The sequence below is a fragment of the Paenibacillus sp. 7523-1 genome, assembly GCF_002276415.1.
Classification (GTDB): Bacteria; Bacillota; Bacilli; order Paenibacillales; family Paenibacillaceae; genus Paenibacillus; species Paenibacillus illinoisensis_A.
In genome coordinates this window covers 105,423-132,327 of sequence record NZ_NPBR01000009.1, presented here as the reverse complement: position 1 = coordinate 132,327, position 26,905 = coordinate 105,423, and the positions used below count along the sequence as shown (strand labels likewise).

Annotated in this window: 25 protein-coding genes; 14 read left to right on the top strand and 11 right to left on the bottom strand. The window is 47.9% G+C overall.

The window, feature by feature from the left end; translation table 11 throughout:
• Positions 1-24 precede the first annotated feature (24 nt).
• Positions 25-1,989: an ATP-dependent DNA helicase gene (locus CHH60_RS11580; RefSeq protein ID WP_255247896.1), complete on the top strand. Its 1,965-nt coding sequence runs from the start codon at positions 25-27 to the stop codon at positions 1,987-1,989.
• A 253-nt stretch (positions 1,990-2,242) separates the two neighbouring features.
• On the opposite strand, the gene cysK is transcribed toward CHH60_RS11580, so the two are convergent.
• From cysK to CHH60_RS11555, 4 genes are all read right to left on the bottom strand, one after another.
• A complete protein-coding gene (gene cysK, locus CHH60_RS11575) occupies positions 2,243-3,196 on the bottom strand; it encodes a cysteine synthase A (RefSeq protein WP_095359322.1) in 954 nt (317 codons plus the stop codon).
• Between the two features lie 202 nt (positions 3,197-3,398).
• Positions 3,399-3,785, bottom strand: coding sequence for a hypothetical protein (locus CHH60_RS11570; RefSeq protein ID WP_095359321.1), 387 nt, complete (start codon positions 3,783-3,785; stop codon positions 3,399-3,401).
• A gap of 413 nt (positions 3,786-4,198) precedes the next feature.
• Positions 4,199-4,432, bottom strand: a complete 234-nt coding sequence (locus tag CHH60_RS11560) for a hypothetical protein (RefSeq protein ID WP_095290332.1) — start codon at positions 4,430-4,432, stop codon at positions 4,199-4,201.
• Positions 4,429-5,466: a nucleotide-binding protein gene (locus CHH60_RS11555; RefSeq protein WP_095359319.1), complete on the bottom strand. Its 1,038-nt coding sequence runs from the start codon at positions 5,464-5,466 to the stop codon at positions 4,429-4,431. Before CHH60_RS11555 ends, CHH60_RS11560 begins: the two co-directional genes overlap by 4 nt.
• A 903-nt stretch (positions 5,467-6,369) precedes the next feature.
• On the opposite strand from CHH60_RS11555, the gene CHH60_RS11550 reads away from it, so the two are divergent.
• Positions 6,370-7,092, top strand: a complete 723-nt coding sequence (locus CHH60_RS11550; RefSeq protein ID WP_095359318.1) for a YitT family protein — start codon at positions 6,370-6,372, stop codon at positions 7,090-7,092.
• Between the two features lie 122 nt (positions 7,093-7,214).
• On the opposite strand, the gene CHH60_RS11545 is transcribed toward CHH60_RS11550, so the two are convergent.
• Complete coding sequence (locus CHH60_RS11545; protein ID WP_095359317.1) at positions 7,215-7,667, bottom strand: DUF2188 domain-containing protein; 453 nt, start codon at positions 7,665-7,667, stop codon at positions 7,215-7,217.
• 206 nt (positions 7,668-7,873) lie between these two features.
• On the opposite strand from CHH60_RS11545, the gene CHH60_RS11540 reads away from it, so the two are divergent.
• A complete protein-coding gene (locus CHH60_RS11540) occupies positions 7,874-8,674 on the top strand; it encodes a lipid II flippase family protein (protein WP_095359316.1) in 801 nt (266 codons plus the stop codon).
• A 49-nt stretch (positions 8,675-8,723) separates the two neighbouring features.
• Here the strand turns inward: CHH60_RS11540 and CHH60_RS11535 are convergent, their stop codons facing one another.
• From CHH60_RS11535 to CHH60_RS11520, 4 genes are all read right to left on the bottom strand, one after another.
• The gene (locus CHH60_RS11535; RefSeq protein WP_095359315.1) at positions 8,724-9,125 is read right to left on the bottom strand and encodes a hypothetical protein; all 402 of its coding nucleotides are present in this window, start codon (positions 9,123-9,125) and stop codon (positions 8,724-8,726) included.
• Positions 9,122-9,328, bottom strand: coding sequence for a helix-turn-helix transcriptional regulator (locus CHH60_RS11530; RefSeq protein WP_095290343.1), 207 nt, complete (start codon positions 9,326-9,328; stop codon positions 9,122-9,124). The genes CHH60_RS11535 and CHH60_RS11530 overlap by 4 nt, the downstream gene beginning before the upstream one ends.
• A gap of 207 nt (positions 9,329-9,535) precedes the next feature.
• On the bottom strand, positions 9,536-10,498 hold the full coding sequence (gene msrA / locus CHH60_RS11525) for a peptide-methionine (S)-S-oxide reductase MsrA (protein ID WP_095359314.1): 963 nt from the start codon (positions 10,496-10,498) through the stop codon (positions 9,536-9,538).
• A gap of 128 nt (positions 10,499-10,626) precedes the next feature.
• Positions 10,627-11,238 carry a TVP38/TMEM64 family protein gene (locus tag CHH60_RS11520; RefSeq protein WP_095359313.1) on the bottom strand — a complete coding sequence of 204 codons (612 nt, stop codon included), beginning with the start codon at positions 11,236-11,238 and terminating at the stop codon, positions 10,627-10,629.
• Positions 11,239-11,436: 198 nt separating this feature from the next.
• Here CHH60_RS11520 and CHH60_RS11515 point away from each other — a divergent pair, with 198 nt between their 5' ends.
• Together CHH60_RS11515 and CHH60_RS11510 are read left to right on the top strand one after the other, a co-directional pair.
• The gene (locus CHH60_RS11515; RefSeq protein WP_095359312.1) at positions 11,437-12,375 is read left to right on the top strand and encodes a Gfo/Idh/MocA family protein; all 939 of its coding nucleotides are present in this window, start codon (positions 11,437-11,439) and stop codon (positions 12,373-12,375) included.
• Between the two features lie 52 nt (positions 12,376-12,427).
• The gene (locus tag CHH60_RS11510) at positions 12,428-12,742 is read left to right on the top strand and encodes a hypothetical protein (RefSeq protein WP_095290350.1); all 315 of its coding nucleotides are present in this window, start codon (positions 12,428-12,430) and stop codon (positions 12,740-12,742) included.
• 21 nt (positions 12,743-12,763) lie between these two features.
• Here CHH60_RS11510 and CHH60_RS11505 read toward each other — a convergent pair whose 3' ends face one another.
• Positions 12,764-13,582, bottom strand: coding sequence for an AraC family transcriptional regulator (locus CHH60_RS11505; protein ID WP_095359311.1), 819 nt, complete (start codon positions 13,580-13,582; stop codon positions 12,764-12,766).
• 160 nt (positions 13,583-13,742) lie between these two features.
• Between CHH60_RS11505 and CHH60_RS11500 the strand changes: the two genes are divergently transcribed.
• The 6 genes from CHH60_RS11500 to CHH60_RS11475 all read left to right on the top strand — a co-directional run bounded on the left by CHH60_RS11500 (position 13,743) and on the right by CHH60_RS11475 (position 19,268).
• Complete coding sequence (locus CHH60_RS11500) at positions 13,743-14,855, top strand: Gfo/Idh/MocA family protein (protein ID WP_095359310.1); 1,113 nt, start codon at positions 13,743-13,745, stop codon at positions 14,853-14,855.
• 215 nt (positions 14,856-15,070) lie between these two features.
• Complete coding sequence (locus CHH60_RS11495; RefSeq protein WP_095290356.1) at positions 15,071-16,039, top strand: sugar phosphate isomerase/epimerase family protein; 969 nt, start codon at positions 15,071-15,073, stop codon at positions 16,037-16,039.
• Positions 16,040-16,063: 24 nt separating this feature from the next.
• Positions 16,064-16,792, top strand: coding sequence for a ThuA domain-containing protein (locus CHH60_RS11490; protein WP_095290358.1), 729 nt, complete (start codon positions 16,064-16,066; stop codon positions 16,790-16,792).
• 319 nt (positions 16,793-17,111) lie between these two features.
• Positions 17,112-17,408: a winged helix-turn-helix transcriptional regulator gene (locus CHH60_RS11485; protein WP_148565210.1), complete on the top strand. Its 297-nt coding sequence runs from the start codon at positions 17,112-17,114 to the stop codon at positions 17,406-17,408.
• A gap of 237 nt (positions 17,409-17,645) precedes the next feature.
• Positions 17,646-18,374, top strand: a complete 729-nt coding sequence (locus CHH60_RS11480) for a hypothetical protein (protein WP_095359309.1) — start codon at positions 17,646-17,648, stop codon at positions 18,372-18,374.
• A gap of 183 nt (positions 18,375-18,557) precedes the next feature.
• Positions 18,558-19,268 carry a hypothetical protein gene (locus CHH60_RS11475; protein ID WP_095290362.1) on the top strand — a complete coding sequence of 237 codons (711 nt, stop codon included), beginning with the start codon at positions 18,558-18,560 and terminating at the stop codon, positions 19,266-19,268.
• Positions 19,269-19,372: 104 nt separating this feature from the next.
• Here the strand turns inward: CHH60_RS11475 and CHH60_RS11470 are convergent, their stop codons facing one another.
• The gene (locus tag CHH60_RS11470; protein WP_095359308.1) at positions 19,373-20,089 is read right to left on the bottom strand and encodes a Crp/Fnr family transcriptional regulator; all 717 of its coding nucleotides are present in this window, start codon (positions 20,087-20,089) and stop codon (positions 19,373-19,375) included.
• Positions 20,090-20,527: 438 nt separating this feature from the next.
• Between CHH60_RS11470 and adhE the strand changes: the two genes are divergently transcribed.
• From adhE to pflA, 3 genes are all read left to right on the top strand, one after another.
• On the top strand, positions 20,528-23,140 hold the full coding sequence (gene adhE / locus CHH60_RS11465) for a bifunctional acetaldehyde-CoA/alcohol dehydrogenase (RefSeq protein WP_095359307.1): 2,613 nt from the start codon (positions 20,528-20,530) through the stop codon (positions 23,138-23,140).
• A 552-nt stretch (positions 23,141-23,692) separates the two neighbouring features.
• Positions 23,693-25,951 (top strand): formate C-acetyltransferase, encoded by a 2,259-nt coding sequence (gene pflB / locus CHH60_RS11460; protein ID WP_095359306.1) that lies wholly within the window; start codon positions 23,693-23,695, stop codon positions 25,949-25,951.
• Between the two features lie 72 nt (positions 25,952-26,023).
• Positions 26,024-26,776: a pyruvate formate-lyase-activating protein gene (gene pflA / locus CHH60_RS11455; RefSeq protein ID WP_095359305.1), complete on the top strand. Its 753-nt coding sequence runs from the start codon at positions 26,024-26,026 to the stop codon at positions 26,774-26,776.
• The last annotated feature ends 129 nt before the right edge of the window (positions 26,777-26,905 follow it).

Here is a 26,905-nt window from a genome sequence, read left to right as displayed (position 1 = left end):
ATAAGAATGGAGGCTGACCAAGGATTGTCTACACAACGTTATCCTTTTGCATATGACCCGGCAGAGCCCTTTGTATCCCGTTTGGGAGAGTGGGTGGCCGATGTTTTCTATGATATTTTGCCTGAGTCCGGCTTCGAGGTACGGGATGAACAGATTTTTATGGCGTACCAGCTCGAACGGGCCTATGGAGATAAAAAGACCATTATGGCTGAGGCCGGTGTAGGGACAGGCAAGACGTTAGTCTACCTGCTCTATGCGGTCTGTTATGCACGTTATACGGGCAAACCGGCAGTGATTGCCTGCGCCGATGAGTCATTGATTGAACAATTGGTGAAGCCGGGCGGAGATATTGCGAAGCTGGCTGAACATCTGGATCTTCAGGTGGACGCACGTCTCGGTAAATCACCAGATCAATACGTTTGTTTGAACAAATTAAGTGCGGTAAGATTCGCGGATGAGGATGCGCCTGTCATTGAAGAAGTACATGAGAGCCTGCCTGATTTCGTGAATACACCTGGAACGCTTCAGGCTTTCTATCCCTATGGTGACCGCAAACAGTATCCGCATTTGAACGATCGCCAGTGGAATAAGATCAACTGGGACCCATTCCAGGATTGCTTTGTTTGTCCCAAAAGACAGCGCTGCGGCCTGACGTTATCACGTGATCACTATCGCCGCTCCAAGGACATCATCATCTGTTCCCATGACTACTACATGGAGCATGTGTGGACCTATGAGGCCCGCAAACGCGAGGGACAGCTGCCGCTGCTGCCTGATCACAGCTCGGTTGTCTTTGATGAAGGGCATTTGCTGGAAGAGGCCGCGCTGAACGCACTCAGCTACAAACTGAAACACCGCATCTTCGAGGAACTTGTAACCCGGCTTTTGGAAGGGGAGATTCGCGAAACCCTTGCAGAACGTGTGGACGAAGCCATTGAGAGCAGTGAGCGACTGTTTAGACTGCTGGATACGTATACGGTGGCGATTCCAGGCTCAGAACGGAAGGAAGTTCGAGTTGAAGCGCCGCTGCTGCGTGAAATTGAACGTCTGACCAGTGTGCTGGATGCGATTGGGGAAGAGCTGGTATTCGAGAGCGGATTGTTCTCGCTGGATGGGTACCAGATGCGGGTAGTGGAAGAACATCTGGATATGATCCAGACGGCATTGTCTCTGTTCCGCAAGGAAGATGGCTACATCTGCTGGGCGGAAGAGAATGAGGACGAGACGACGCTGTCCATCATGCCTCGCACGGTAAAAGAAATCCTGAACGAGCGCGTATTCAATACCGGGATTCCAATTGTATTCTCGTCGGCAACCTTGTCTGTTGACAATTCCTTCCGTTATGTGGCAGACAGTCTGGGGATTGATGATTTTGTATCATTCTCGGTTGCTTCTCCATATGACTATGCAGATAAAATGCAGATGAAGATTACAGATCAAGCTGTACCAGGTCACCCGGAGAACGAAAATCGGATGCGAGATGCTGTGTCGATGCTTCAGGAAAGTGGCGGCCGTGCACTTATTCTGTTCCGTACCATGGAAGAGCTGCGAACGTTTAAACAGGACATCATTCATGTTCCGGAAGCACAGGGACTGCGATTCATGTACGAAGGTGACCGGGAGATCAGTGATCTGATTGCTGCGTTCCAGCAGGATGAGGAGAGTGTGCTGTGCTCCGTCAATCTGTGGGAGGGACTGGACGTTCCGGGCCCTTCATTATCCAATGTCATGATCTGGTCGCTCCCGTATCCTCCGCAGGATCCTGTATTTAATGCTAAACGCAGTGCATCGGCGGCACCGTACGAAGAGATTGATCTTCCATACATGCTGCTGCGCGTGAAGCAAGGTCTGGGACGTTTGATTCGCACAAGCAGTGACTCGGGTTCTGCAGTCATTCTCGATGAATCGCTGTATACCAAAAAGGAAGCCAAAGACCGCATAGCGGCCCTGCTTCCCAAAGGTGTGGAATGGACCACGTTGACACACTGATTGGTTTAGTTACATGTTCTTAAAATGATTGCTTATCGAAATAAGTTCTTGTTCTCTGCGGATGAATCATCTGTAGGTGAGCAAGAGCTTATTTTTATTTTGATATGATATTGAGGGTGCCTGGAGTGGAGTTTCCCTTACTCCTAGCTAAGCGTGTAGCAGGCTCATGGAGCAAGTGAACGCAAATAGGCTGCCCTTAGTCAACATGATGACTTAAGAGGCAGCCTTTTTTAGGAGTACAGATTATATTGTGTTAAAAAATACCCATGCTCAAATACCGTTCCCCGGTATCCGGCGCAATACAGAGCACTCGGTGGCCTGGTCCCAATTCTCGCGCAATGCGCAGTGCGGCCCAGGCCGAAGCACCAGATGAAGGGCCGAGCAGCAGCCCTTCCCGGGCAGCAAGCTGCCGCATTGTATCCAGTGCATCCTCATCGGACACCTGGATAATGGAGTCCCACACGTCGGTATTCAGAATGTCCGGTATGAACCCCGGACTTGTACCGACGAGCTTGTGGGGACCGGGCTCACCGCCGGAGAGCACGGGTGAACCTTTGGGCTCCACCGCATAGATCCGGATATCCGGCAGCTGCTTGCGCAGCTCTTCACCGGTTCCAGTAATGGTGCCGCCTGTGCCCGCTGTTGCAATAAAAGCATCCAGCTTGCCCTCCATCTGCTGCATAATCTCGGGAGCAGTCGTAACCCGGTGAATGTCCGGATTGGCCTGATTCTCGAATTGCTGAGGAATGAAGCTGCCCGGAATGTCAGCGTGAAGCTCTTTCGCTTTGCGGATAGCCCCAGGCATCCGTTCAGCCGCAGGAGTGAGTACGACATCTGCGCCATAGGCTTTCAGAATGTTGATTCGCTCCTTGGACATATTGTCTGGCATGACGAGAATGGCCTTATATCCTTTGGCGGCTGCATTCATGGCGAGACCGATGCCGGTATTGCCGCTGGTCGGCTCGATGATGGTTGCTCCGGGAAGCAGCAGCCCAGCCCGTTCAGCCTGAATGATCAGATTGTAAGCAGCACGGTCCTTGACACTGCCGCTTGGATTGAAATATTCCAGTTTGACATATACGTCAGCAGAGTCGCTGCCTGTGAGCCTGTTTAGTTTTACAGCCGGCGTCTGTCCGATCAACTCGGTGACATCTGCCGCAATGCCTGTATATCTAGTGGATGGTTGGTTACCCGAATTCAAATTCATGAAGTACAACTCCTTGAGTAATGAGACGTCTGAGGGAATTTCTAATTATAGAGTCTGTTCGCCTTAGTATAGACGACAGGCTTTTTTTGTTTTAGAAAGAATTCATTTCACGTCTAATATAGGTTCATCGTTGATAACGATAACGTTCCATTCCATCTTAATGAACCCGGCCACTCCGGGTCAACCTGTATTCCGGTACAAGCTACATGCGCTGCGTCAGATCAATATGCAGATGTCGGCTGAGTTCTTGCTTGACTTCATTACGCGCGAACGTCCAGAGCATGTAGAACCGCTGCCAATATCCCCTGCACAGGTAGACGGTTTCGATGCCATCCTGTTCACGTTTCTCCTCAAGAATTTTGACTCCACGTTTCCGCATCTGCTGCCGAACTGCCAGCATTTCTTGAAGTACCTGATTTTGAATGCGGGTCAGGGATAGGACGTACACCTCGGGCATTTTCAGCAGAAGTGAATCCAGGGTGTGAATATCCCGTTCAAGCACATCCAGCAGCAGGGTACCCACGACAAGGCTTTTAACCAATCGGTGGTCTTCATCTGCAGGGGATGGGGCGGAAGAGGAGGATGACATACATTCACTTCCTTAACCTTGAATTCGAACATATATATTTACAGAACATGTGTTCTTATATTATAATCAATATATGCAATGATGATACGGAATACAACAAGAAAAAAATGGGATTGGGCTTTCAGCAGGACCATGTACATTTCATTATGGGGATGATTGATCAGGACAAGCATACTCCAAATTTTAGGTATAATTTTTGGGTTATGCAGGAAACCTAAGAGCGTAAGAAATGGCCTAATGCAATTGCAGGACTGGATTCTTAAGCTTTCCGAGGTTAGTGGGGAGAGGTGTTCTTTTCCGGTTGGTTGGTTTAATTGCGGGAGAATGGCCGACAAAAAAGCCCCTGCCTTGGGAGGCGGGGCTTGTGACGTACTGCCGATATCAGCGGCAGAATTGAGAACAATGCATAGAAGTTAAGCTAAATATTGAGGTTTCTCGTACAAAGCTTCTTTTTCCAGGATGACCTTATAAGGTCGTTCCTTCCCCTTAAGCGAGGGGCCGATCGTGATTAGCGGGACGGCCGGTTTGTGGAAACGATCTTCTTCCTTAGGTTCCGGAACCGGTCGTGATGATTCGGGCGCAGAGCTGAGGCGTACCTTTTTTTCGCTGCCCCAGCGCTTGCTTATTTTTTTCATTTCCGGTTTCATTCCGGTTCGCCTCCTAACAAATCGTTGATGGCGTTGAACAGTTGACGATTCTGTAGGTCAATCTGTTGAAATACCGCCTCATCCGCATCTATATGTCCAATAATATGAACCGTAATCACATACCTCTTGGCTACAGGATAGCATAGCAGATATTCTTTCTCAAGGTAATCGTCATACAGGTTAATCTTGATTTTATTTTCACGGTAAGAATCAATGACCAGAATGCGCTTTGGGTCATCTGGCTCTTTGTCGTCATTGGCAGACAACTCATATTTTCTCCCCGGTTCCCCTACATTACCACATAATTGCTCGATATAACCACTGTCATCTGTACGGTATATGGCTGTACCACGTACTGCGAATGGAGGATGGGACACAAATGCCGTACGAAGGGCATCACTCATTCGGTCGAGCATGACGGCATCCGCTTTGCGAACCCGCAGCAACTCTCTGAAGAACCTCAGAAGCTTTAGCAATTGCAGCCGTGCTTCTCCTTCAGTTACTTTATGCTGATTGATGATTTTCTCCAATTCTGGATCTACCCATCGTCCTTGTTCCTCTATACTGTCAGCAATTTTGGAGCATGCAACCGACACAGCTGGCGCCCACTTGCCATCAGAACGAATCTCATAGACCAGTGGATTCAAACCAAGAAGATCGGTAGGCATACGTAATCCCTCGATTTTTGCAGCATCCTTGATGTCTGTAATATCCTCCGGAAGAATGAAAAAAATACGCTTTCGTCCCAAACGGCCCATAAACAAACCCATTTCCAGCATTGTATTATCCCTGACAGATGCATAGTACTTCCCGCGAATTTTGGATATATCATCCGGATGAAAAATAAAAATGGCAAAGTCCGTCGTGCGCACCTCTGTTTCCAGATCGTCCATCGTATAGCTGCTTGGATTGAAAACACCGGAGTACCAAGGAGTAACTTCGGCTGAGAAACGCAAATTTTCGTGTACTGCGGCTGCAATCGGCTTCGCTTCCAGCGAGCAGCCAATAAAGACTCTTGGCTTCAATGTTTTCATCAATCCGCCTCGCTTAAACGGTAGTGGGAATCAATTGTTATATTATACCATAAAAAGCAGAGTAAGTCTGGAAAACGTCCACGCTGGTCAAGAATGAGCCGATTTTCGTTTGCTATAGTGTATGTGAAAGCTCTCGATGATTCCTTCAAAATTCGCACAAAAATAAAAAATGGCCCCATTTTGTCACAGTTGGGTGACTGACAGTTATATTCGCAATCATCGGTCATAGAATGAAGGAGCAGGTTGCACCATTAGTAAGCATTGATTGTCCTGGTGTGGCTGTTTGCCTGCTGGAGCCGCCCAGAGCATGCTTTATGCGCATTTTTGAAGGGTCTGCTGTTTAGACCCGTCCATGTCGGTGTTATATAATAGAAGAACAAGCAAGTTAGCTATAGCAGTTTAAACTGGATAAAAGAAATTACATGTTTTTATCAGAGTGTCATTTACACGGAACGAAGAGTGCAGAACCCATCTGGAGAAGCGAAGCGCTCGCGTTTATCACCGAATTTTTCCCTTAGGAGAAGGGAATCAAAAAATTCCGGGATAACAGCGATCGGAAGAGGGGGCTGCAATCGAAGTGGTTAAGTGTAAAGTTTATGCGTCAAACGTGTGATGTTCGTCAGTTTAATTGAAGTAGCTAACCACAAACAGACAGAAAGGATCAGGATACCATGAGTTCCCGAAGGACAATCTCCCCAAGGACGATCTGGAAACGTTACGATCTCTCATACACTTAGCGCCCCTTGTAGAGTAAACCAACCGTATTCAAAAAAACGGCTGACTCTGCGAAAGAGGGGATTGGAATGAATATTCGAAGGACAAATACGATGATTTCTTCCAGGCTTGCCTTTTGCAGGGTACGGTCGGTCTAAAAACCAACCTACAAACTGCGAGGGAACCTGAATGAAGAGAACATCGTTAACCAAACAACACATTAAGGCTGAGGCGGGAAAACTCGCCATCATGCTGCTCGGTACTTTTATTTTGGCATTTGCTTACTATCACATTAATTTTCAGAATCATTTATCGGAGGGCGGATTTGTCGGTCTGGCCCTGCTCGGAAAATACGCAACGGGGTTATCGCCTGCCATTGGCATGCTGTTACTCGACATTCCGGTCATGATCCTGGCCTGGTTCATCAAGGGCTGGAAGTTCATGATTCAGGCGCTGATTGGCGTAGGCGCATTTTCCCTGTTCTATGACGGCTTTGAGCGATACTCGACATTGCAGATGTCATTCAACGGAAACCTGTGGATTCCGGCTGTCCTCTCCGGCATATTGACGGGTGTAGGGGCAGGGATCGTGCTCCGATTCGGCGGAGCGACAGGCGGAGATGATATTCTTGCCGTGCTCGTTAGCCGCTGGAAGGGATGGAAGCTGGGAACCGTTTTCTTTGTCAGCGATGCGTTTGTACTGGGCTTATCCCTTTTCTTTCTTCCGGTAAAAGAAACTTTATATACCATTCTGGCCGTGTGGATTGCCAGCAAAGTCATTACGTACGTGGTCAGTGTTCCGGTACGCCGGACCGTTACGACCTCAGCTGTGAAGGTATCCATGCCTTCGGCAGCCAAGGCGGTGACTGCCCCTGCACCACGGACTTCGGTGGCGAGAGGAGTAACACATTAAATGAAAGTAACCAAAAAGTCCTTTTGACTGCCTGAGCGGCAGTCAAAAGGACTTTTTTTGTTGCTTTATACACTGAGAAGCTGTTTTTATATGGATCACATTCAGAGTGATGCACAAACCTGTCAGGGTTTGATGGAAGAAGCGATCTGTCCATCCTGGTTGTGAATAATAGCCCGAATGTTCTGCTCACCGCTGATTTCCTTGGCGGCATCCACCGCTTCAGATTTGGTGTCAAACGTGGATACATATTGGGATTGGCCTTCTTCCTTAATAGCCCAGCCCGAATCCGTGGGTACGACGTGAATATTGTCATGGCTTTTGGAAGAGGAGACGGGTTCTGAATGGCGACGTTTAGAAGCTGAACCGCTACCATCAGATGATCGGCTCGAATCCGTTGAACCCGCTTCAGGGTGGTTCTCATCCCATTCTTCGGCTTTGGCAGTGGCTATCGCTATTGCGCGTCCTTCCTCATACCCGTCATCCAGCAGGGCATTGGCGATTTCAACCGCCTTATTTCGGATACGGGGCTCCAGATTTTTCATGGATACCGGATAATCATTCTTATTCCAAGGCATGCCTGAATCCCTCCTATAAAGTAATCATGGTTAGTTGTATATTACCCTACGGGAGAAGGGATAAACGACAAAATGGATAGGCTGTGAAGGGGGGGGATGATTTGTCATACAGGGATGGTATTCCTATACTTTTGCAAACTGGAGGGGTATAATGCTGTCACATGTACAAAAAGTCCAATACAGGAAAATAAAAGGAGTAAAATCGTATGTTCAGTCTGAGTCTGGCTATTCCGATGCTGTTTACCATGCTTATTCATGCTGCAGACAGCCTGTCTTATGCGCTTCGTCTTGGCGGGCTAAGAACCCGAAGAATTGCGCTGGCCCTTTCCTTGTCGGGGATTCTGCTGCTGGTATCGCGTACATCGAACATGGCCCAGGGACCGATGGTAGGGAATCTGGTGGATACCGCAACAAGTGGAGGGAACTCACATTTTGCCGTGCAGCTGCACTGGCTGATGGGGGCGGCAACAGCAGGAACCGCAATCGCCATATTATGTTTTCCAACGATGGTGAAGCTTGCGTCCAGAATGGTTGTGCATTTTGAAGCAGCGGGGTCCATTCCGGGGATGGTACGCGGGTTGCTGAACGGCACCAAAATCAGAAACGCAGCCTATTATATTACGCCACCTTCCTGGAAGATGGCTAAGCGATTAGTGCAGCATGGAATGCCAAGACGTTTAATGACGCTTAATGTAGCGGTGACAGCCATTTATACAACGGGTGTATTATCCAGTTTGTACGCAGCTTACCTGTATCCAGGGCAGGCAGTGGCTGCCTCCCAATCGACAGGGCTGATTAACGGAATTGCGACCATTTTGCTAACGATCTTGATCGATCCGCGAATTTCCCTGCTCAGTGACAAATCCCTGCGAGGCGAAATCCGTTTGGACCGAATGAATCAGATCTATGGCTGCATGCTGGTATCCCGTTTATTCGGCACGCTTGTGGCCCAGCTGCTGCTCATTCCATTTGCATACTGGATCGGGTGGGTCGTCAGCTGGATGTGAAGAAGTAAATGGAACAGGGCATCAGGGGAGGGACGCTGCGCAGAACACGTTAATCCTCTGTTGTCCTGTATTTGCGCATGTGAACCCATTCGATAAAAGGCAGCGTAACCATGGAAAGTCCGAGCAACGATAATAGCAGGAGGCTTGGCTTTTCATGGACCCATTGATCTATACCAACGGCCACCAGAATGAACAGGGTCAGTATAAAATATCCCACCTTCGAGCTCTGCTCCCTAATGCGTCTGCCCAGTTCCTCATCCTCACGCACCCCATCCCGATCCTCTTTGGTGCCCCAAGTTAGGGCTGACAGGAATAGGATCGTAACTGCACCAAGTGAAGCTATATCGTTCAATCCAATGTCCTTTCCTGCTGCAGTACGATAAATAACAGTAGCAAGCACAATGAATGCTGCAGCACCTGTAAGGGTCATTTTCCAATGCTTTATTTTCATTCTGAATTTTTCCTTTCGTACTGAAATAACTGCTCGATGGTGACCTCAAGCGCCTCGGAAATGGCAAAGGCGAGCGGAAGGCTGGGGTCGTATTTGTCATTCTCTATGGCGTTAATGGTTTGTCGGCTGACGTCACACAACTCGGCGAGTTTGCCCTGGGATATGCCCAGCTCTTCACGCAGCAGCTTAATACGGTTTTGCATGAATCAACCTCTTTCCTTGCTCCTAGGTTGTAAAGAACTCTTTACAGCTGTATTGTAAATGGTAAAAAGTGTAGGTGTCAAGAACTCTTTACATATCATATCTGATTCAAATAGGAACATGAAAAAAGCAGGAGCACCGGTGATAACCCGCTGCTCCTGCTTTTTTGGACCGTGTTTTGGTTCCACGGTTAGGCAGTCGTATTAAATTTATTTGAAGAGGACTGCATACTCGCCGTATCCCTCTTTTTGCAAGTCTTCCTTCGGTACAAAGCGAAGAGCGGCGGAGTTAATGCAGTACCTCATACCACCCGCTTCGACAGGACCGTCGTTAAACAGGTGCCCCAGATGGGAATCCCCTTCACGACTTCTGACTTCGGTACGAATCATGAAATGGCTGAGATCCGTTTTTTCCTTCACGTTGTAATCACGCAATGGACGCGTGAAGCTTGGCCAGCCGCAGCCGGAATCGTACTTGTCCGTTGAGCTGAAGAGAGGCTCGCCAGAAACGATATCCACATAGATTCCGTCACCGTGGTGATCCCAGAACTCGTTGTGGAACGCAGGTTCCGTTGCATTATTCTGGGTCACTTCGTATTGAAGTGGAGTCAGACGCTCTTTCAGATTGCTTTTATCCACATTGCCGGACCAGTTGCGCTCGATAAAGTCTTCACGTCCGGAGCCTTTGCGATACCGTTTATAGTGAGCCGGATTTTTGTGGTGATAGTCCTGATGATGTTCTTCCGCCTCATAGAATGGTTTGGCAGGCAAAATGGGTGTGAAGATCGGCTTATCAAACCGTCCGCTCTGCTCCAGAGCCGCCTTGGAGGCTTCTGCAATCTGACGCTGTTCTTCGCTGTGGTAGAAGATGGCCGTCTGGTATGAAGATCCGCGGTCATGAAATTGTCCACCCGTATCCGTCGGATCGATCTGCTGCCAGAATAACTCGACGAGCTTCTCATAAGGGAAGATGGAAGGGTCGAACGTAATTTGAACAGCCTCTACATGTCCTGTCGTTTCCGAACAGACTTCCTCATATGTGGGGTTCTCGGTATGTCCTCCTGTATAACCCGATACGATCTTGTGGATTCCGGGCAGTTCCTCAAAGGGGGACACCATACACCAGAAGCATCCGCCTGCAAATGTTGCTTTTTCGCTTGAATGTTGTTCCATGCTATAGTCACTCCATTTCTGATGAAGATCAATGAATTTGGCTTACACTTCTATTATATCCTGAATTGACAAGCCAACCAAGCCGAACAGGGACGATGAAGCCGATTAGTCATGTTGATGAGTAATAATCAGGTCTTTTTTCGCGAGCGAACACGAAAAAGCAGTAAGACGAGGCCCATAATGGCAAAGTATCCCACAAAAATGAGCAGACTCGCCCAGAGAGAAGTTTCCGCTTTCGCGCCCGCATAGGCAAAAATTATGATGGCAGGCATTTTTCCGATGGCCGTAGCCACCATGAACACCCAAAAAGGTGTGTAGGTAATGCCGGCATAGATATTAACCGCAGTTTGAGGCACAACGGGAAGCAGGCGAAGCGTCATAATGCCCATAAAGGGATGAGCCTCCATCCAGGTGGTAAAACGACTCAATCCACGGATGCGATCCAGGTAAGCTCTGGCCTGATTACGAAAAGCATATCTCGCTCCCGCATAAACGAGCAGTGCTGCGAGGGTGGTCCCCACCCAGCATACCCAAGCTGCTGTTGTGGTGCCGTAACTGTACCCCAAAGCTGCGATTACAAACTTGTAGGGAATCACAGGTACCAACGCAAAAAGCATTGCTATGATAATTAGAAGGGGTATGGACTGATTCTGATCGGTCCATGCCAGCAATTCATATCTGTTAATAAACGTGACTCCGGCGAGCAAAACATACAAGAGGAGCCATAACCATTTCCGCAAATCCCCAAACGCTCCTTTCAGGTCAGGGCACTACTCCAATCTCCTGATCCTATATGCCTTTCTACCCAAGTGTACCACGTTCGACCGGGAACCGGATAATTCAATCCTTCTTGTGCTGATCAACTGGCATGTTGCTGGCTGAAGGGTTACACTATAGGTCGTGGAACTTAGAACTCATCTGAAGGTGGAATGCTTATCATGGAAATAACGAAGCGAACCCGAGCTGGGATCATCGGACTTGGAGGTATTGCTCACAAAGTATACTTGCCCCTGTTAACCGCGCATCCTAATGTGGAAATTGCCGGTATTATGAACCGTTCTCCGGAGCCGGTAACGGCTGCTCAGCATGCTTATAGATTAGATAACGGAACGACGGATCTGAAAGAACTATTGTCATGGGATCTGGATGCCGTTTTTGTACATACAGCAACGGAAGCACATTTTGATATTGTCATGCAATGTTTGGAACGGGGACTAGCTGTATATGTGGACAAACCGCTGTCCTACACCTTGCGGGAATCCGAAGAAATGACTGCTTTTGCCGAGGCGCAGGGGCTGCTCCTCGCGGTAGGTTTTAACCGAAGATTTGCACCAATGTACCAGAAAGCGAAAACTTGGATGCAGGGCGGGCAGGGTTTTGAATCCTTGATGTTAACGAAGCATCGGACAGGTACTCAGCATCTTCCTGCAGCAAAAACGATCTATGATGATCTGATTCATATGCTGGATCTGATGTTATGGTATTCGGATCATCATGTGGAGCTGGTTCATCAATGGACCCGCACGAATGATATGGACCAGCTTCTTCATGCTGCCGGATCTGCCAAGCTTGGAAGAAAGGCCATCGGACGATTCGATATGGTGCGCGAGGCGGGGGCTGACCTGGAGAAGATCGAACTCCACGGCGGAGGCAGATCGGTGGAAGTTGTGAATATGGAAGAAGCCAGATATACCGAACGCGGAGAGCTTGAACGCAAGGAAACTTTCGGCAGCTGGGACTCCATATTAACACGCAGAGGATTTAGCGGAGCCGTAGATCATTTCTTGACTAACCTGGACACCCCGGACGATTGCATCATTAGCTCCAGTCACGTAATGGATAGCCATGAGCTGGCAGAGCAGCTGATTCTGAAATGATCTTCTGTTAAAAACGGGATAAAGAACATAACTCATACGGAGGAATGACACAATGGACGAATATGAAAAGGAACGCAGAAAACAGATCGAGGAAGCGGTCGTAGAAACCTATAAACAGGAAGAAGAAATGATGATTTTGGTATTCGCCCAGTGGTGTGCCAATCATGGACTGGACCCAGAAGAAATGTACCGGCAAGCTTACCCGGATCAGCAGAGCAATGAACGGCTGCAGCAAGTGCTGCAGCTGGTTGTGCCGAAGGAGGAAGCCGGAGAGATTCCGGATGATACGGTGCTGGGTGTGTTGTCCATGTTTGGCAACGAAGACTTGGCCATGGTGGTATCGGAGGCAATAGCCGCGCGCAAATAAGCATAATTTACGTATAATACCTTACATCTGTTCCCGGTGAATGAGGCGGAATTCCTTGGGCGACATGCCGAACCGGGAGCGGAATACGCGGTGGAAATAGGTGTAATTGTTAAACCCCGACGATTCGGCGACATGCTCCAGGGTCATCGGACTGAAGATGATCCGTTCTCTGGCCATGTTCAGCCTTACGTCCAGCGTATACTGCATGATACTTTTGCCAAACGCTTCCTTGAACAGATGAACCCCGCGTGACACGCTGATGCCCACATGGGTTGCTACATCTTCAAGTTTGAACAGGGAGGAAGCATTCTCCTCGATATAATTTTTTATTTCATACGCCACATAGTTGGTGTTGGTTATCGTCGGATGTTCAGCGAGAAGACGATCCACTTCCAGACATAAGATGCGCATGTAGTAACTGGAGATCTCTGGATATGGATTGGAGATTCGGCGCTGCTCCAGCACGAGTTGACGGAACAGGGTCAGCAGGCTTTCGGTCAATTCGACCTTAATCCGGTTTGGCCTTTTGTGGCGTTCCCACCATTCATCCACCCAGGAGCCATTAAAAAAGATATGGTAGTCACCGCTCTCTACGAGTCGTTCTCCCATCGGATTACGTTCATTGTCTATTTTGAGTTCATAAGGCTCGTCCGGACTGAAAAGAAGCAGATCGCCCGCATCGACGAGTGACATCTCGCCGTCTATTCGTGCCCGGCAGCGACCGTCGGTCTGCAGCCTCAGGAGGTAGTTCTTAACCCCTTCGGGATGAATACCCGCATAGGGTTTGCGATGAAATGAGAAGCCTGCTGTAAGAACCTGGCAGGAATAATCGGTCGGCATTGGCATACTCCTTGCAATTTGAAAATTATGACCAGATAGTTCATGTTTCGATCATATTATTCATTTTAATTGAACCCAAAACGGAATACCATAGTATTAAATTCAAGGCACCAAACATTCATCACAGCTTCTCACCATGCGTAAGGAGATGAACGTCACATTGGAGAAATTAAAAGCAGGCATCATCGGGTGCGGTAACATCAGCGCCATCTATCTGGAGAATCTGAAAAATAGCCCGCTCATTGAAATTGTAGCCGTAGCGGACTTGATCCGTGAACGTGCTCAGGAACGGGCAGATGAATTTAATATCGCAAACGTTTACAATGTAGATGAGTTGCTGCAAAATAAGGAAATCGAGCTTGTGCTGAACCTGACGGTGCCTGGCAGTCATGCCATGACCGATCTGGCTGTGCTTGAATCAGGCAAGCATGTCTATGCCGAGAAGCCACTGGCCATTTCGCTTGAAGACGGCCGCAAAGTCATTGAACTTGCTGAAGAGAAGGGATTGTATGTTGGTTCCGCACCGGATACCTTCCTTGGATCAGGCATTCAGACGGCACGTCAGGCTATTGTAGACGGTCTGATCGGGAAACCGATTGCGGCGACTTCCTTCTTCATGGGTGGCGGACCTGAAGCATGGCATCCCGATCCCGAGTTCTTTTACATTGCAGGAGGAGGACCTATGTTTGACATGGGACCATACTATCTCACAGCGCTGGTTACATTGCTGGGACCCATTCGGAGAATCAGTTCTTCTGCAGGCATTCAGATCACCGATCGTGTTATTGGCTCGGGACCGAAGGAAGGAACGCCTCTCCGGGTACAAACTCCGACGCATCTGGCAGGTACCATCGATTTTACCGACGGAGCCATTGCAACGATGATTACCAGCTTCGATATTCGTGGAGCTTCGGACTTGCCTCGAATTGAGATTTACGGAACCGAAGGCACGCTGAGTGTACCGGATCCTAACTATTTCAATGGGGAAGTGAAGCTGCGCAGATTCGGTCAGGATACGTGGGAGACGGTAACCCCTGTCTTCGAGAGCAGTCAGAATGAACGCGGAATTGGCGTTACCGAGATGGTCGAATCCATTCGTGCCGGACGGGAACACAAAGCCAGCGGCAAGCTCGCGTATCACGTGCTAGAAGCGATGCATGCATTCCAGCGCTCTTCTTTGGAGGGCAAGCACGTTATGCTTGAGAGTACTTACGATCCAAATGCAGCGACCAAAGAAAATGAGGATCCGACTGAAATTGTACAATCGAATTAAGGGTATTCAAATGACTTAAGTTGAAGTTCAAGCAACACAGGAAGATGGTTTTTCCATCTGGAATAACCAGTATTGTTACGTTTAATTTCAGGATAGAAATGCTCTAGATTTTCCACACTATTAAAACAAACTTGTGATCTGAACGGTACATTTATGCAGTTCTTGGTTCATTTAATCAGCAATTATTCGATATTTAATCCAGGGAGGAATCGCACTTGAAACTCGGCGTATTTTTGGTACTATTCGGAGGACGTAAATTGGAGGATGCACTTGACTACGTAGCATCCAAGGGTTTGAAAGCAGTAGAGATCGGAACTGGAGGCCATCCAGGCAATGCACATTGCAATCCGGAGGAGCTTTTGAACAATGAAGCAGCACTGAAAAACTTTAAAAATGCAGTGGAATCACGCGGTCTGACCATCAGCGCACTGAGCTGTCACGGTAACCCGCTTCATCCGCAAAAAGATATCGCCAAAGGTTTCCACGATGATTTCGTGAAAACAGTTCAATTGGCACAAAAGCTGGAAGTTCCTGTAGTGAACACATTCTCCGGATGTCCGGGAGACCATGAAGATGCGAAGTATCCGAACTGGCCTGTTGCACCGTGGCCGAATGATTTCCAGGAAGTGTTGAAATGGCAATGGGAGAACAAAGTGATCCCGTACTGGACAGAGTGGGGCAAGTATGCAGCAGATCACAATGTGAAAGTAGGATTGGAACTGCACGGTGGATTCTCTGTGCATACTCCAGCTACTTTGTTAAGACTGCGTGAAGCTGCAGGGGAAGTCATTGGTGCGAACCTGGATCCAAGTCACATGTGGTGGCAAGGAATTGATCCGGTACAAGCGATTCACATTCTGGGACGTGAAGGCGCGATCCATCACTTCCATGCTAAAGATACAACGATCGATCCGGTAAACGTAAACAAACATGGTTTGACAGATATGCAGGATTACACAAACATGCTTGACCGCGCTTGGCAGTTCCGCTCGGTAGGTTATGGTCATGATAACAAGACTTGGGCAGATATTATCAGTGCCCTGCGTCTCGTAGGCTACGATTATGTTGTAAGTATTGAACACGAAGACGGTCTGATGTCGGTTGAAGAAGGATTCTCTAAAGCCGTACAAAATCTCCAGCAAGTATTGATTGAGGAACCGCTGGGCGATATGTGGTGGGTTTAGAGCTATACTAGGGGGAAATTGAATATGATTAACGTCACCATTTGGAATGAGTTTGTCCATGAGAAAATTCACGATGAAGTAAGGGAAGTCTATCCAGACGGATTGCACCGGGCGCTGGCAGACGGACTCGGCGGCGAAGGATTTGCGATTCGGACAGCTACACTGGATCAGCCTGAACACGGCTTAAGTGATGAGGTGCTGAATTCCACAGATGTGCTGATATGGTGGGGACATATGGCACATGATCGTGTAAGCGACGAGATCTCACAGAAGGTTGCACAGCGAGTACTGAACGGCATGGGACTGATTGTTCTGCATTCCGGGCATTTCTCCAAACCGTTCAAGGCCTTGATGGGCACCAGTTGTGATCTGAAATGGCGTGTAGCTGACGAGCAGGAGATCGTATGGTGTGTTAATCCTTCTCATCCCATTGCGGATGGGATTGAAGGCAAAATTGTACTTGAAAAGGAAGAAATGTACGGTGAATTCTTCGATATTCCGGTACCTGATGAGCTCGTGTTCGTAAGCAACTTCCAGGGTGGGGAAGTATTCCGAAGCGGCTGTACGTTCCGTCGCGGTGAAGGCAAAATCTTCTACTTCCGTCCAGGCCATGAAACCTATCCGACGTATTACAAGCCGGAAATTCTGAGAGTGATCAGCAATGCAGTAAAATGGGCATATCCTGCCCGCAGCTTCAAGCCGCAATTTGGCAAGAGCGAACCTGTAAGACCATTTGGTGGCGTGCTGGTCTAGGCCGCAAAAGTAGTATCTGATGGGCAAATGAAACGCTATACCTAAGAACCCTTCTCCGAGTCAAGTATGACTGTGGCAGATGGGTTCTTTTTGGGTAAGATAGGTACATGGGAGTTATACGATATTTGCCATGGTTCATCGAATCGTCCTGAGGTATACTTGTTGTATAGTCAAAGTGCAAAGATGCCTATTAAATTTTAACTTTTTTACGGCAGACGTTTTCTTTGTGGCGTAAATGTGTTATTATGAAATATACTAACTAAATGTAAGTTCAGTGATCTCTAAAGAGGTGATTAATGTGGAAGGCCAAGATTTACGGATGTGTCCGCGTTTTGAGACGGCATTCTCGTTTTTGGGCAAACGCTGGAACGGTCTGATTATTCAAACGTTGATGAGTGGGTCTAAGCGATTCAAGGATATTTCCAACCTGATTCCGTCCATGAGTGACAAGATGTTATCTGAACGGATGAAAGATCTGGAGAGTGAAGGTATTCTGATTCGTCATGTTTATCCCGAGACACCGGTTCGTATTGAATACGAGCTAACAGAAAAAGGGAAAGCTTTGCAGCCAGTAATGAACCAAATTCAGGACTGGGCAGAGCAATGGGTAGATTAAACGATTCATATGTCCAGGCTCAATGATGTGACCTGACAACAGAGAGCTCTTGATTTCGCTGAAATCAGGAGTTTTTTGTCTTATATGTTTAATCAGTCATCATAGCTTGTCAGTTCAATATACAGGAATGTAGAAAGAAACCACCTTTTTCCTGCAGGTCTTGCACATATTGACAGAAGTTATAGTATAATTTAAGAAAAATGGCCGCAGGCGGCCGGAGCGAGGAGGCCACTTGTCATGAGAGAAGAAAGCTTATCCCGTGAAGTACGCTACGGCAAACAAGATATTGCGGAACTTGAGAGCGCATCCATTCAGGTTCATCTGATTTACAAAAAAGCTGCGGAACTGTTTAAATATTATGTTAATCCCCGCGTGGGTAACCAGGACCCAGGGGAAGCAGTTCCACTCGGAAACAGCACTGGGCAGGAAGTGGCTCCGGTCGTCCTGCAAAAGTGGATTCAGACATCGTCAGGCTGGAAATGCATTGGTTGTGAGTTAAGATACCCGGGATCTGTGCAGGATAAGCTGGATGATGATTTTCCACGTGGTCAGCTTATTGGAGCTGCGGGGAAACGAAGATATGTGAAACCCGAAATGCTAATTCAAGCCATTGTATGGTCTCAATATGAAAAAATCAGGCTGCTGGCACCCTGGCTTGGTGATGAAGCTTTTTATACCACAGAAGAGCTGGATGTCATCGCCCGGTACATTGTACCGACATACTTCTCAGAACGTCCCCTGCATGAGCAGGGCAAGCTCTTCAAAATTCACCATCCGTACAGTCAGATCCGGCTGTATCAGGAATACGTAACAGCTCCTACATTCTGTGTACAGATGGATGGAGAGCTGCTCGAAGGGCGACTTTTGACAGGAGTATATGTGTCGGAGGAACAGTTCCATGGGCTTAATCCGTACCTGAAAAATGGGGACGGGGGCCGGACTTATATGCAGGCTTGTGTTCAATAGAGGGTAATTAAATATAAGGGTTGAACGATCCAAACGAAGGAGCCCGCATGCGGGCTCTTTGTGCTGCAGGAAGGAATATGGAAGAAAAGTAACGGCATTGACACTTTTTTTGAATGAATATTGTGCCATAATAGAGGTTATGGACAACAGGGTGAAGATTTTACGCAGGGTGGTGTTACCGACATGATGAAGAAGTTCCCCGGTTACATCGGTTTATGTTTGCTTATCATGGCAATTCTAGCCGGATGTACAGAGACACAGCCTTCTGAACAGCCGGTGGTCAAGGAGACCGATACTTCCAATACCATTACCGTTGCTGTCGATGGAAGCACTTTTTTGCCTGATGCAACGAAGTCGATCAAGAGGGATTTTAGTGAAGGACTCACGCTAAAGAAGGCGCTATTGAACAGTGGTCTGGTTGATTTTACGGCCGACGGCAAGCGGATTCAATCCGTAGGGGAAGTTTCACTTGATTCCTCGCTAAGCTGGGCAGTTAAGCTAAACGGCAAGGATATTGATCCGGAAAATTGGGGCATGGAGCTTCATGCCAAGGATGAAGTGATCATTTACGTAAAAGCCGCCGACAGTAAAGGAGAAGGTGTTGCATATCAGACAACCCTGCTCAAGATCAGCGGCGGCAATATTATGCCAGACCTTAATCGTCAATATGCGGGTGTCTATATCCAGGAGTGCACGGTTCGGGATGTGCTTAAGTCCAGCGGCATCGTCAGAATGTCGGAAAATAACAAATACGTCGTTTCGGTTGAAAATGTTGTTCCACGCATGAATCAGCGTTGGGTGATCATGGTGAATGACAAGGAACTGATGGAAAACGGTTTGGATATGAAGTTGAATCCACGGGATGCGGTTAAATTACAGTTAACGGCATCTTAAACATAATTATAAAAGCCCGGACCTCTGCAGGAGGACGGGCTTTTTTCATGTCACTTATAGATTAAGCTCATTACTGAAAGGTGATGACTCCAAGCACTTAATGCTTAGATGCGGCAGATTTCATTGGGACATAATTCACAATGGCAGATGCCTTGGAGCATCTTCAGGTCCTTGATAACAATCATGCCGTTATCATATTCAATAGCATCTTTTTTGCGCAGATCGCTAAGCATGCGGTTCACACTTTCGCGGGTAGCTCCAATCATGTTGGACAGATCCGTGTGGGTAATTTTTTTATGAATAATCACGTGATCGCCGTGAGGCTCCCCATAAGAATTGGACAACCGGATCAAGGTGGAACAGAGCGCACCAGGTTTGCCGTATAACATCAGGTCACGGAATTTGGTTTGAGTTAAGCGGTGATGAATGCCCATCCACTTCATAAAATCAATGGCGAAGTCACAATGCTGACAGATCAGCATCTCCAGGTCTTTGTGCTCCAGTACACCGATTTCACTGTCTTCCAGCACTTCGGCCGAGAACGTATGCTTGGAACCGAAGAACGGATCTGCCTGACCAATCATATCACCGGACTGGTACATGTACATGATAAGCTCTTTGCCTTCATCCGTTGATTTCGTGATCTGTGCACGGCCCCTTTTCATATAATAAAGCTTGTCGGACACATCACCTTCCCAATACAGGTGGGTCCCTTCAGGAAAGGTACGGTCTTTCATGGTTACGAGCAGATGATTGAAATTCACTTCCGAGAAACAGTTGGTATTGCCGCGTTTTTCCATGACACTCAGTTGTTCTCTCATAAGTCTATCTCCCCTTTGTATCCACCGGAGGGGGATTACAATCATGCAGTCCGCACTCCGTGGTTCGCCGCAACCGTTACCGTCCTTATTAGGTCATCTCCGCCGGGGAGGACGGTACAAATTGCGGTGGTTCAATTTTTAAGTTCAGTATATACCTAATCTTACCGTTTGAGGGGCATGGAAAGGGGGCAAAAATGGCGAAATTTCAAACATTGTGATTAAATTCACTTTGGAGAGGGAAGGCTGCATTTAACAGCTATATAGTTTAAATAGGAAGTGAAAATGACCAGTGGACGGAACTCCAAAAAAACTTAAATTAAATTTGTTATACTTTGTGAAAATAATCACATAATTAACCTTTTCGACATGTTACGATGTGTACGTAAAGAAGAGAGACAAACCAAAAAAACAATACGAACCTTTAGGAGGATGAGGGAGATGGCTGTAAAGAACGAAGTCGCCCCAACAAAAGAACCGACAGCAGGTCAGTATATTCAAACGTTAATTGACAAAGCGAATAAAGCACACGCAGCATTCATGTCCATGGATCAAAAACAGATTGACCGCATTGTGCAAGCCATGGCACTGGCAGGCCTGGACAAACACATGATGCTTGCCAAAATGGCGGTGGAAGAAACCGGTCGCGGAGTGTATGAGGATAAAATCACCAAAAATATCTTTGCAACAGAATATGTATACCACAGCATCAAATATGACAAAACCGTAGGTGTTATTGAAGATAACGAGTATGAAAGCTTCCAGAAAATAGCGGAGCCAGTCGGCATTATCATGGGAATTACCCCGGTGACCAATCCGACATCCACCACAATGTTCAAAGCGTTGATTTCCATCAAAACACGTAACCCAATCATCTTTGGTTTCCACCCTTCAGCTCAGAACTGCAGCCGCGAAGCCGCCAAAATTTTGCTCGAAGCCGCGGTGAAGCATGGTGCTCCGGCCGACTGTATCCAGTGGATTGATGATCCTTCCATGGACCGCACGAATGCATTGATGAATCATAACGATGTGGCGCTCATTCTGGCGACAGGTGGCTCAGCAATGGTACGCGCAGCGTACAGCTGTGGTAAACCGGCACTCGGCGTGGGACCAGGGAACGTACCTTGCTTTATTGAGAAAACGGCAGATATCAATCAGGCTGTAACGGATCTGATCTTGTCCAAGTCATTCGACAACGGTATGATCTGCGCATCCGAGCAAGCGGTCATCATCGAAGAACCGATCTTCGATCAGGTGAAAAAGAAAATGATTGCGAACGGTTGTTATTTCGTCAACAAGGATGAAGCTGCGAAATTGACAGCAGGTGCCATCAATGCGGAGAAATGTGCGGTTAACCCGGCGATTGTCGGTCAATCGGCAGTAACCATTGCACAAATGTGTGGTATCGAGGTTCCGGCTGGCACCAAAATTCTTGTAACAGAGATTGAAGGCGTCGGCACCAAGTTCCCGCTGTCTGCAGAGAAATTAAGTCCGGTACTGGCTTGTTACAAAGTAAAAACGGCAGCTGAAGGGATTGAGCGTGCTGCGGAAGTGGTTGCTTTTGGCGGCATGGGTCACTCCTCCGTTATTCACTCGAATAATGAAGAAGTCATAAGCAAATTTGCGGATCGTCTGCAAACGGGACGGATTATCGTGAATTCGCCATCCACACACGGCGCCATTGGGGACATCTACAACACCAACATGCCGTCATTGACCCTGGGATGCGGTTCATATGGTCGTAACTCGACCTCATCGAATGTCACTGCCGTTAATTTAATCAACGTGAAAAGGGTGGCTCGCCGTACCGTGAATATGCAATGGTTCAAAGTGCCAAACAAAGTGTACTTCGAAAAAGGAGCGACGCAGTATCTGGCCAAAATGCCTGATATTACTCGCGTAGCCATCGTTACGGATGCCATGATGGTCAAACTGGGCTATGTGGAAAAAGTGGAGCATTATCTGCGTCAACGCCAAATGCCGGTGGCAATCGAAGTATTCTCGGATGTAGAGCCCGATCCATCAACCACAACGGTAGACCGTGGTACGGAAATGATGCGCCGCTTCCAGCCTGATTGCATTATCGCTCTTGGTGGTGGATCACCAATGGACGCTGCCAAAGCCATGTGGTTGTTCTATGAATATCCGGACACGGACTTCAACGATCTGAAGCAAAAATTCATGGATATCCGTAAACGGATCTACAAATACCCACGCCTTGGATCAAAAGCAAAATTCGTAGCGATTCCGACAACGTCGGGTACAGGATCGGAAGTAACATCGTTTGCCGTAATCACAGATAAGAATTTGGGCAACACCAAATATCCACTGGCTGACTATGAGCTTACACCGGATGTAGCCATCGTAGACCCTGAATTCGTATATTCACTACCAAAAACAGCCGTTGCAGATACAGGTATGGACGTACTGACACATGCCATCGAAGCGTATGTATCGGTTATGGCAAATGATTACACCGATGGTCTGGCGATCAAAGCCATCCAGCTGGTATTCCAATACCTGGAGCAATCGGCACTGCAAGGGGATAAACTGGCACGGGAGAAAATGCATAATGCTTCGACAATTGCCGGTATGGCTTTTGCTAACGCGTTCCTGGGGATTAACCACAGCTTGGCGCATAAATGGGGCGGACAGTATCACACTGCACATGGACGTACCAATGCAATCCTGATGCCGCACGTCATTCGTTATAACGCGAAAAAACCGACCAAATTTGCATCATTCCCGAAATATTCGCACTTTGTGGCAGATGAGCGGTATGCGGAAATTGCCCGAATTCTGGGATTGCCTGCACGTACTACAGAAGAAGGGGTGAACAGCCTCATCAATGCAATCCGCAAACTGAACAAAACACTCGGTATTGAGGAATCGTTCCAGGAAATCGGATTTGATGCCAAGGACTTTGAAGCTCATGTAGATTACCTGGCCGATCGTGCTTTCGAAGACCAATGTACAACCGCTAATCCGAAACTGCCGCTGGTGACCGAACTGGCAGACGTTTACCGCAATGCCTTCTACGGACGGTTTGAATAAACAGTATCGTAAAGTAGCAAGCAACGAGTTTAAGGTTAAGGCAATAGGTTCAGGGTTCCCCGGGAGGGGAGCCCCGATTGCCGTCTTTTTGTCGATGACGGAATCCGTTGGGAATCCGTTGAACGGTTTGGTATTCACACAATAACGGAGAGGACAGAAAAAACTGAAGAAGCGAAGCGCTCGTCTTTATCAATGGATTTTCCCAATTAGAATAAGAAATGAAAAAAATCCAGTGATAACAGCGATCGGAAGTTGTTCTGGCTGCGCAGTGGCTAAGTGTGAATAATTATGGGGTTCACCCTGATCCTGCAGTGGTGGAGTGAGGAAGTTCACTAACTTTGTGATAAAAATCACAGATGGTGAAACCCGCAAGACGTATACTGAAAATGTAAGAAAAACATCCATCCCGCGGTTCCGGTTCCCATGTAGAGAGAACGTGTTCCGGCTGATATGTGAAAAAGTTCACATTAATCGCGGCTCTGGGCACAGATGAGACGATTTTGCTTGCACCCTGTCATGTGTCCGGAAATCCAAATTTGTGGAGGGATTACTATGTCGGTGATCGAAAAAGACGTAAAACAACAAACAGGCTGGAGAAACTTTACGAAAGGCACATGGACCAAATCCGTGGATGTGAATGATTTTCTGGCACACAACCTGTCTCCGTATTACGGGGATGAAGCATTTCTCGCAGGAGCGACACAGAACACCAAAGACCTGTGGGACATCGTATCCGATCTGACCAAAAAAGAGCGGGATAACGGCGGTGTACTGGATGTGGACGTAAACACTCCGGGAACGATCGTGTCTCACCAACCAGGGTATCTGGATCAATCCAAGGAACAGATCGTCGGTGTGCAAACGGATGCTCCATTCAAACGTTCCATTCAGCCAACAGGCGGAATTCGCATGATGATTGATGCATGTCAGGCTTACGGCTTCGAAATGCCTCAAGAAGTCATTGATATATTTACTAATATTCGCAAAACACATAATCAGGGTGTATTCGATGCATATACATCCGAGATGCGCGCAGCGCGCAAAGCCGGCATCATTACGGGTCTGCCTGATGCTTACGGCCGCGGCCGGATCATTGGCGACTACCGCCGGGTTGCTCTGTACGGTGTGGACTTCCTGATCCGCGCCAAAAAAGGAGAGCTGAACGCTCTTGAAGTGGATGTCATTGACGAAGATGTCATCCGTCTGCGTGAAGAGTTATCCGAACAAATCCGGGCTCTGCAGGAATTGAAGCAGTTGGGCGAAATGCATGGCTTCGATATTTCCCTGCCGGCTACCACAGCGAAAGAAGCGTTCCAATGGCTGTACTTCGGTTACCTGGCTGCGATTAAAGAGCAAAACGGTGCTGCGATGTCCCTTGGACGTGTATCTTCATTCCTGGATATCTACATTGAACGTGATCTGCAGGAAGGCCTCCTGACCGAAGAACAGGCTCAGGAACTGGTTGACCATTTTGTCATGAAATTACGGATCGTCAAATTCCTGCGTACGCCGGACTACAACGAGCTCTTCAGCGGTGACCCGACATGGGTAACCGAATCCATCGGCGGGATGTCCGTCAACGGAGAAACACGCGTAACGAAAAACAGCTTCCGTTTCCTGCACACGCTGCACAATCTGGGACCTGCACCAGAACCAAACCTGACCGTACTCTGGTCTACGAAACTTCCGGAGGCATTCAAAGAGTATTGCAGCAAAGTGTCCATTGAAACCAGCTCCATCCAATATGAAAATGATGATCTGATGCGTCCAATCTACGGAGACGATTACGGGATTGCCTGCTGCGTATCGGCCATGAAGATCGGTAAACAAATGCAGTTCTTCGGCGCTCGTGCCAACCTGGCGAAAGCGCTGCTGTATGCGATCAATGGTGGACGCGACGAGAAATCCGGAGCACAGGTCGGACCGGAATATCCGGCCATTACAAGCGAAGTATTGGACTACAATGAGGTCATGAAACGGTTCAAACCGATGATGGAATGGCTGGCTAAACTGTACATGAATACCCTTAACGTAATCCACTACATGCATGACAAATACAGTTATGAACGGATCGAGATGGCTCTGCATGACCGCGATATCGTACGTACCATGGCCTGTGGTATTGCCGGACTGTCCGTTGCAGCCGACTCCCTGAGTGCAATTAAATATGCAAAAGTTAAACCGATTCGTAACGAGCAAGGAATCGCCGTTGATTTTGAAATTGAAGGAGACTTCCCTTGTTACGGTAACAATGAAGACAGTGTCGACAGCATCGCGGTTGAACTGGTGGAGAGCTTCATGGGCATGATTCGCAAACATAAAGCGTACCGCAATGCCATTCCAACCCAATCTGTATTGACCATCACATCCAATGTGGTGTATGGCAAAAAAACCGGTACAACACCAGATGGACGTAAAGCAGGCGAACCGTTTGCTCCAGGTGCCAACCCGATGCATGGACGTGACAAAAAAGGCGCTCTGGCATCCCTAGGTTCTGTAGCCAAATTGCCTTACGAACACAGCCTGGACGGTATCTCCAACACATTCTCGATTGTGCCTAAAGCACTTGGTAAAGAGTCCGATACCCGCAAATCCAATCTGGTTGCTATGATGGATGGTTATTTCGGTCAAGGTGCTCACCATCTGAACGTGAACGTGTTCGATCGTCAGCAGTTGATTGACGCCATGGAGCATCCGGAAAATTATCCACAATTGACCGTAAGGGTATCCGGCTATGCCGTAAACTTCATCAAATTGACGCGTGAGCAGCAGCTGGATGTCATTAACCGGACCTTCCACGGTTCGATGTAATAACACGGTAAACAGGAGTAGATCACCATCATAAACGCACAGCGGATGCGGATACAGAAAGGAAGAGGCAGCATGGTTAACGGACATATTCATTCACTCGAAACTTTCGGGACGGTTGACGGCCCAGGCATCCGCTTCGTGCTTTTTATGCAGGGATGTCACCTAAAATGCCAATATTGTCACAACCCGGATACATGGGCGCTTGATGGAGGCCGGGATATGAGCGTGGAGGAAGTTCTCGCAGAGATCGAGCCATACTTGACCTATTATCGCAGTTCGGGTGGCGGACTTACGGTATCGGGAGGCGAACCGACGCTGCAGGCTCATTTCGTAGGCCAGGTTTTCAAAGAAGTGAAGCGGCGCTGGGGACTGCACACCACTCTGGACAGCAACGGTTACAATGAACCTGATCGTATTCTTGACTTGTTGGACCATACGGATCTGGTCATGCTGGATCTGAAACATATCGATGATGAAAAGCATATCAAGCTTACCGGGAAATCCAATGAAAGAACACTTCGGATGGCCCGCTGGTTATCGGATCATGGCCGGAAAATGTGGATTCGGCACGTATACGTGCCAGGCATTCATGATGATGAACAAGATCTGCTTAACCTGGGGCGTTATATCGGTACATTGAACGGTGTGGAGAAGTTTGAGATTTTGCCGTATCACCAGATGGGCATATACAAATGGCAGGCACTCGGAAAAGTATATCCGCTTGACGGCGTTCCGTCTCCTACCGAAGAGGAAGTGGAACGGGCTTATCGATTGATTGAACAGGGGCGGAAAGAAACGACAGGCACACTTGCTCAGGCAAAATGATCCATATCATCCATGGGTCCGATAGAAAATGAACATTCCTTAAAAATGGACCCACTCTTCAAACAGTCTTTGCGACAGACGTCGCAAGGGCTGTTTTTTTTGCATTTTACATGAGGATTACGAAAAGGC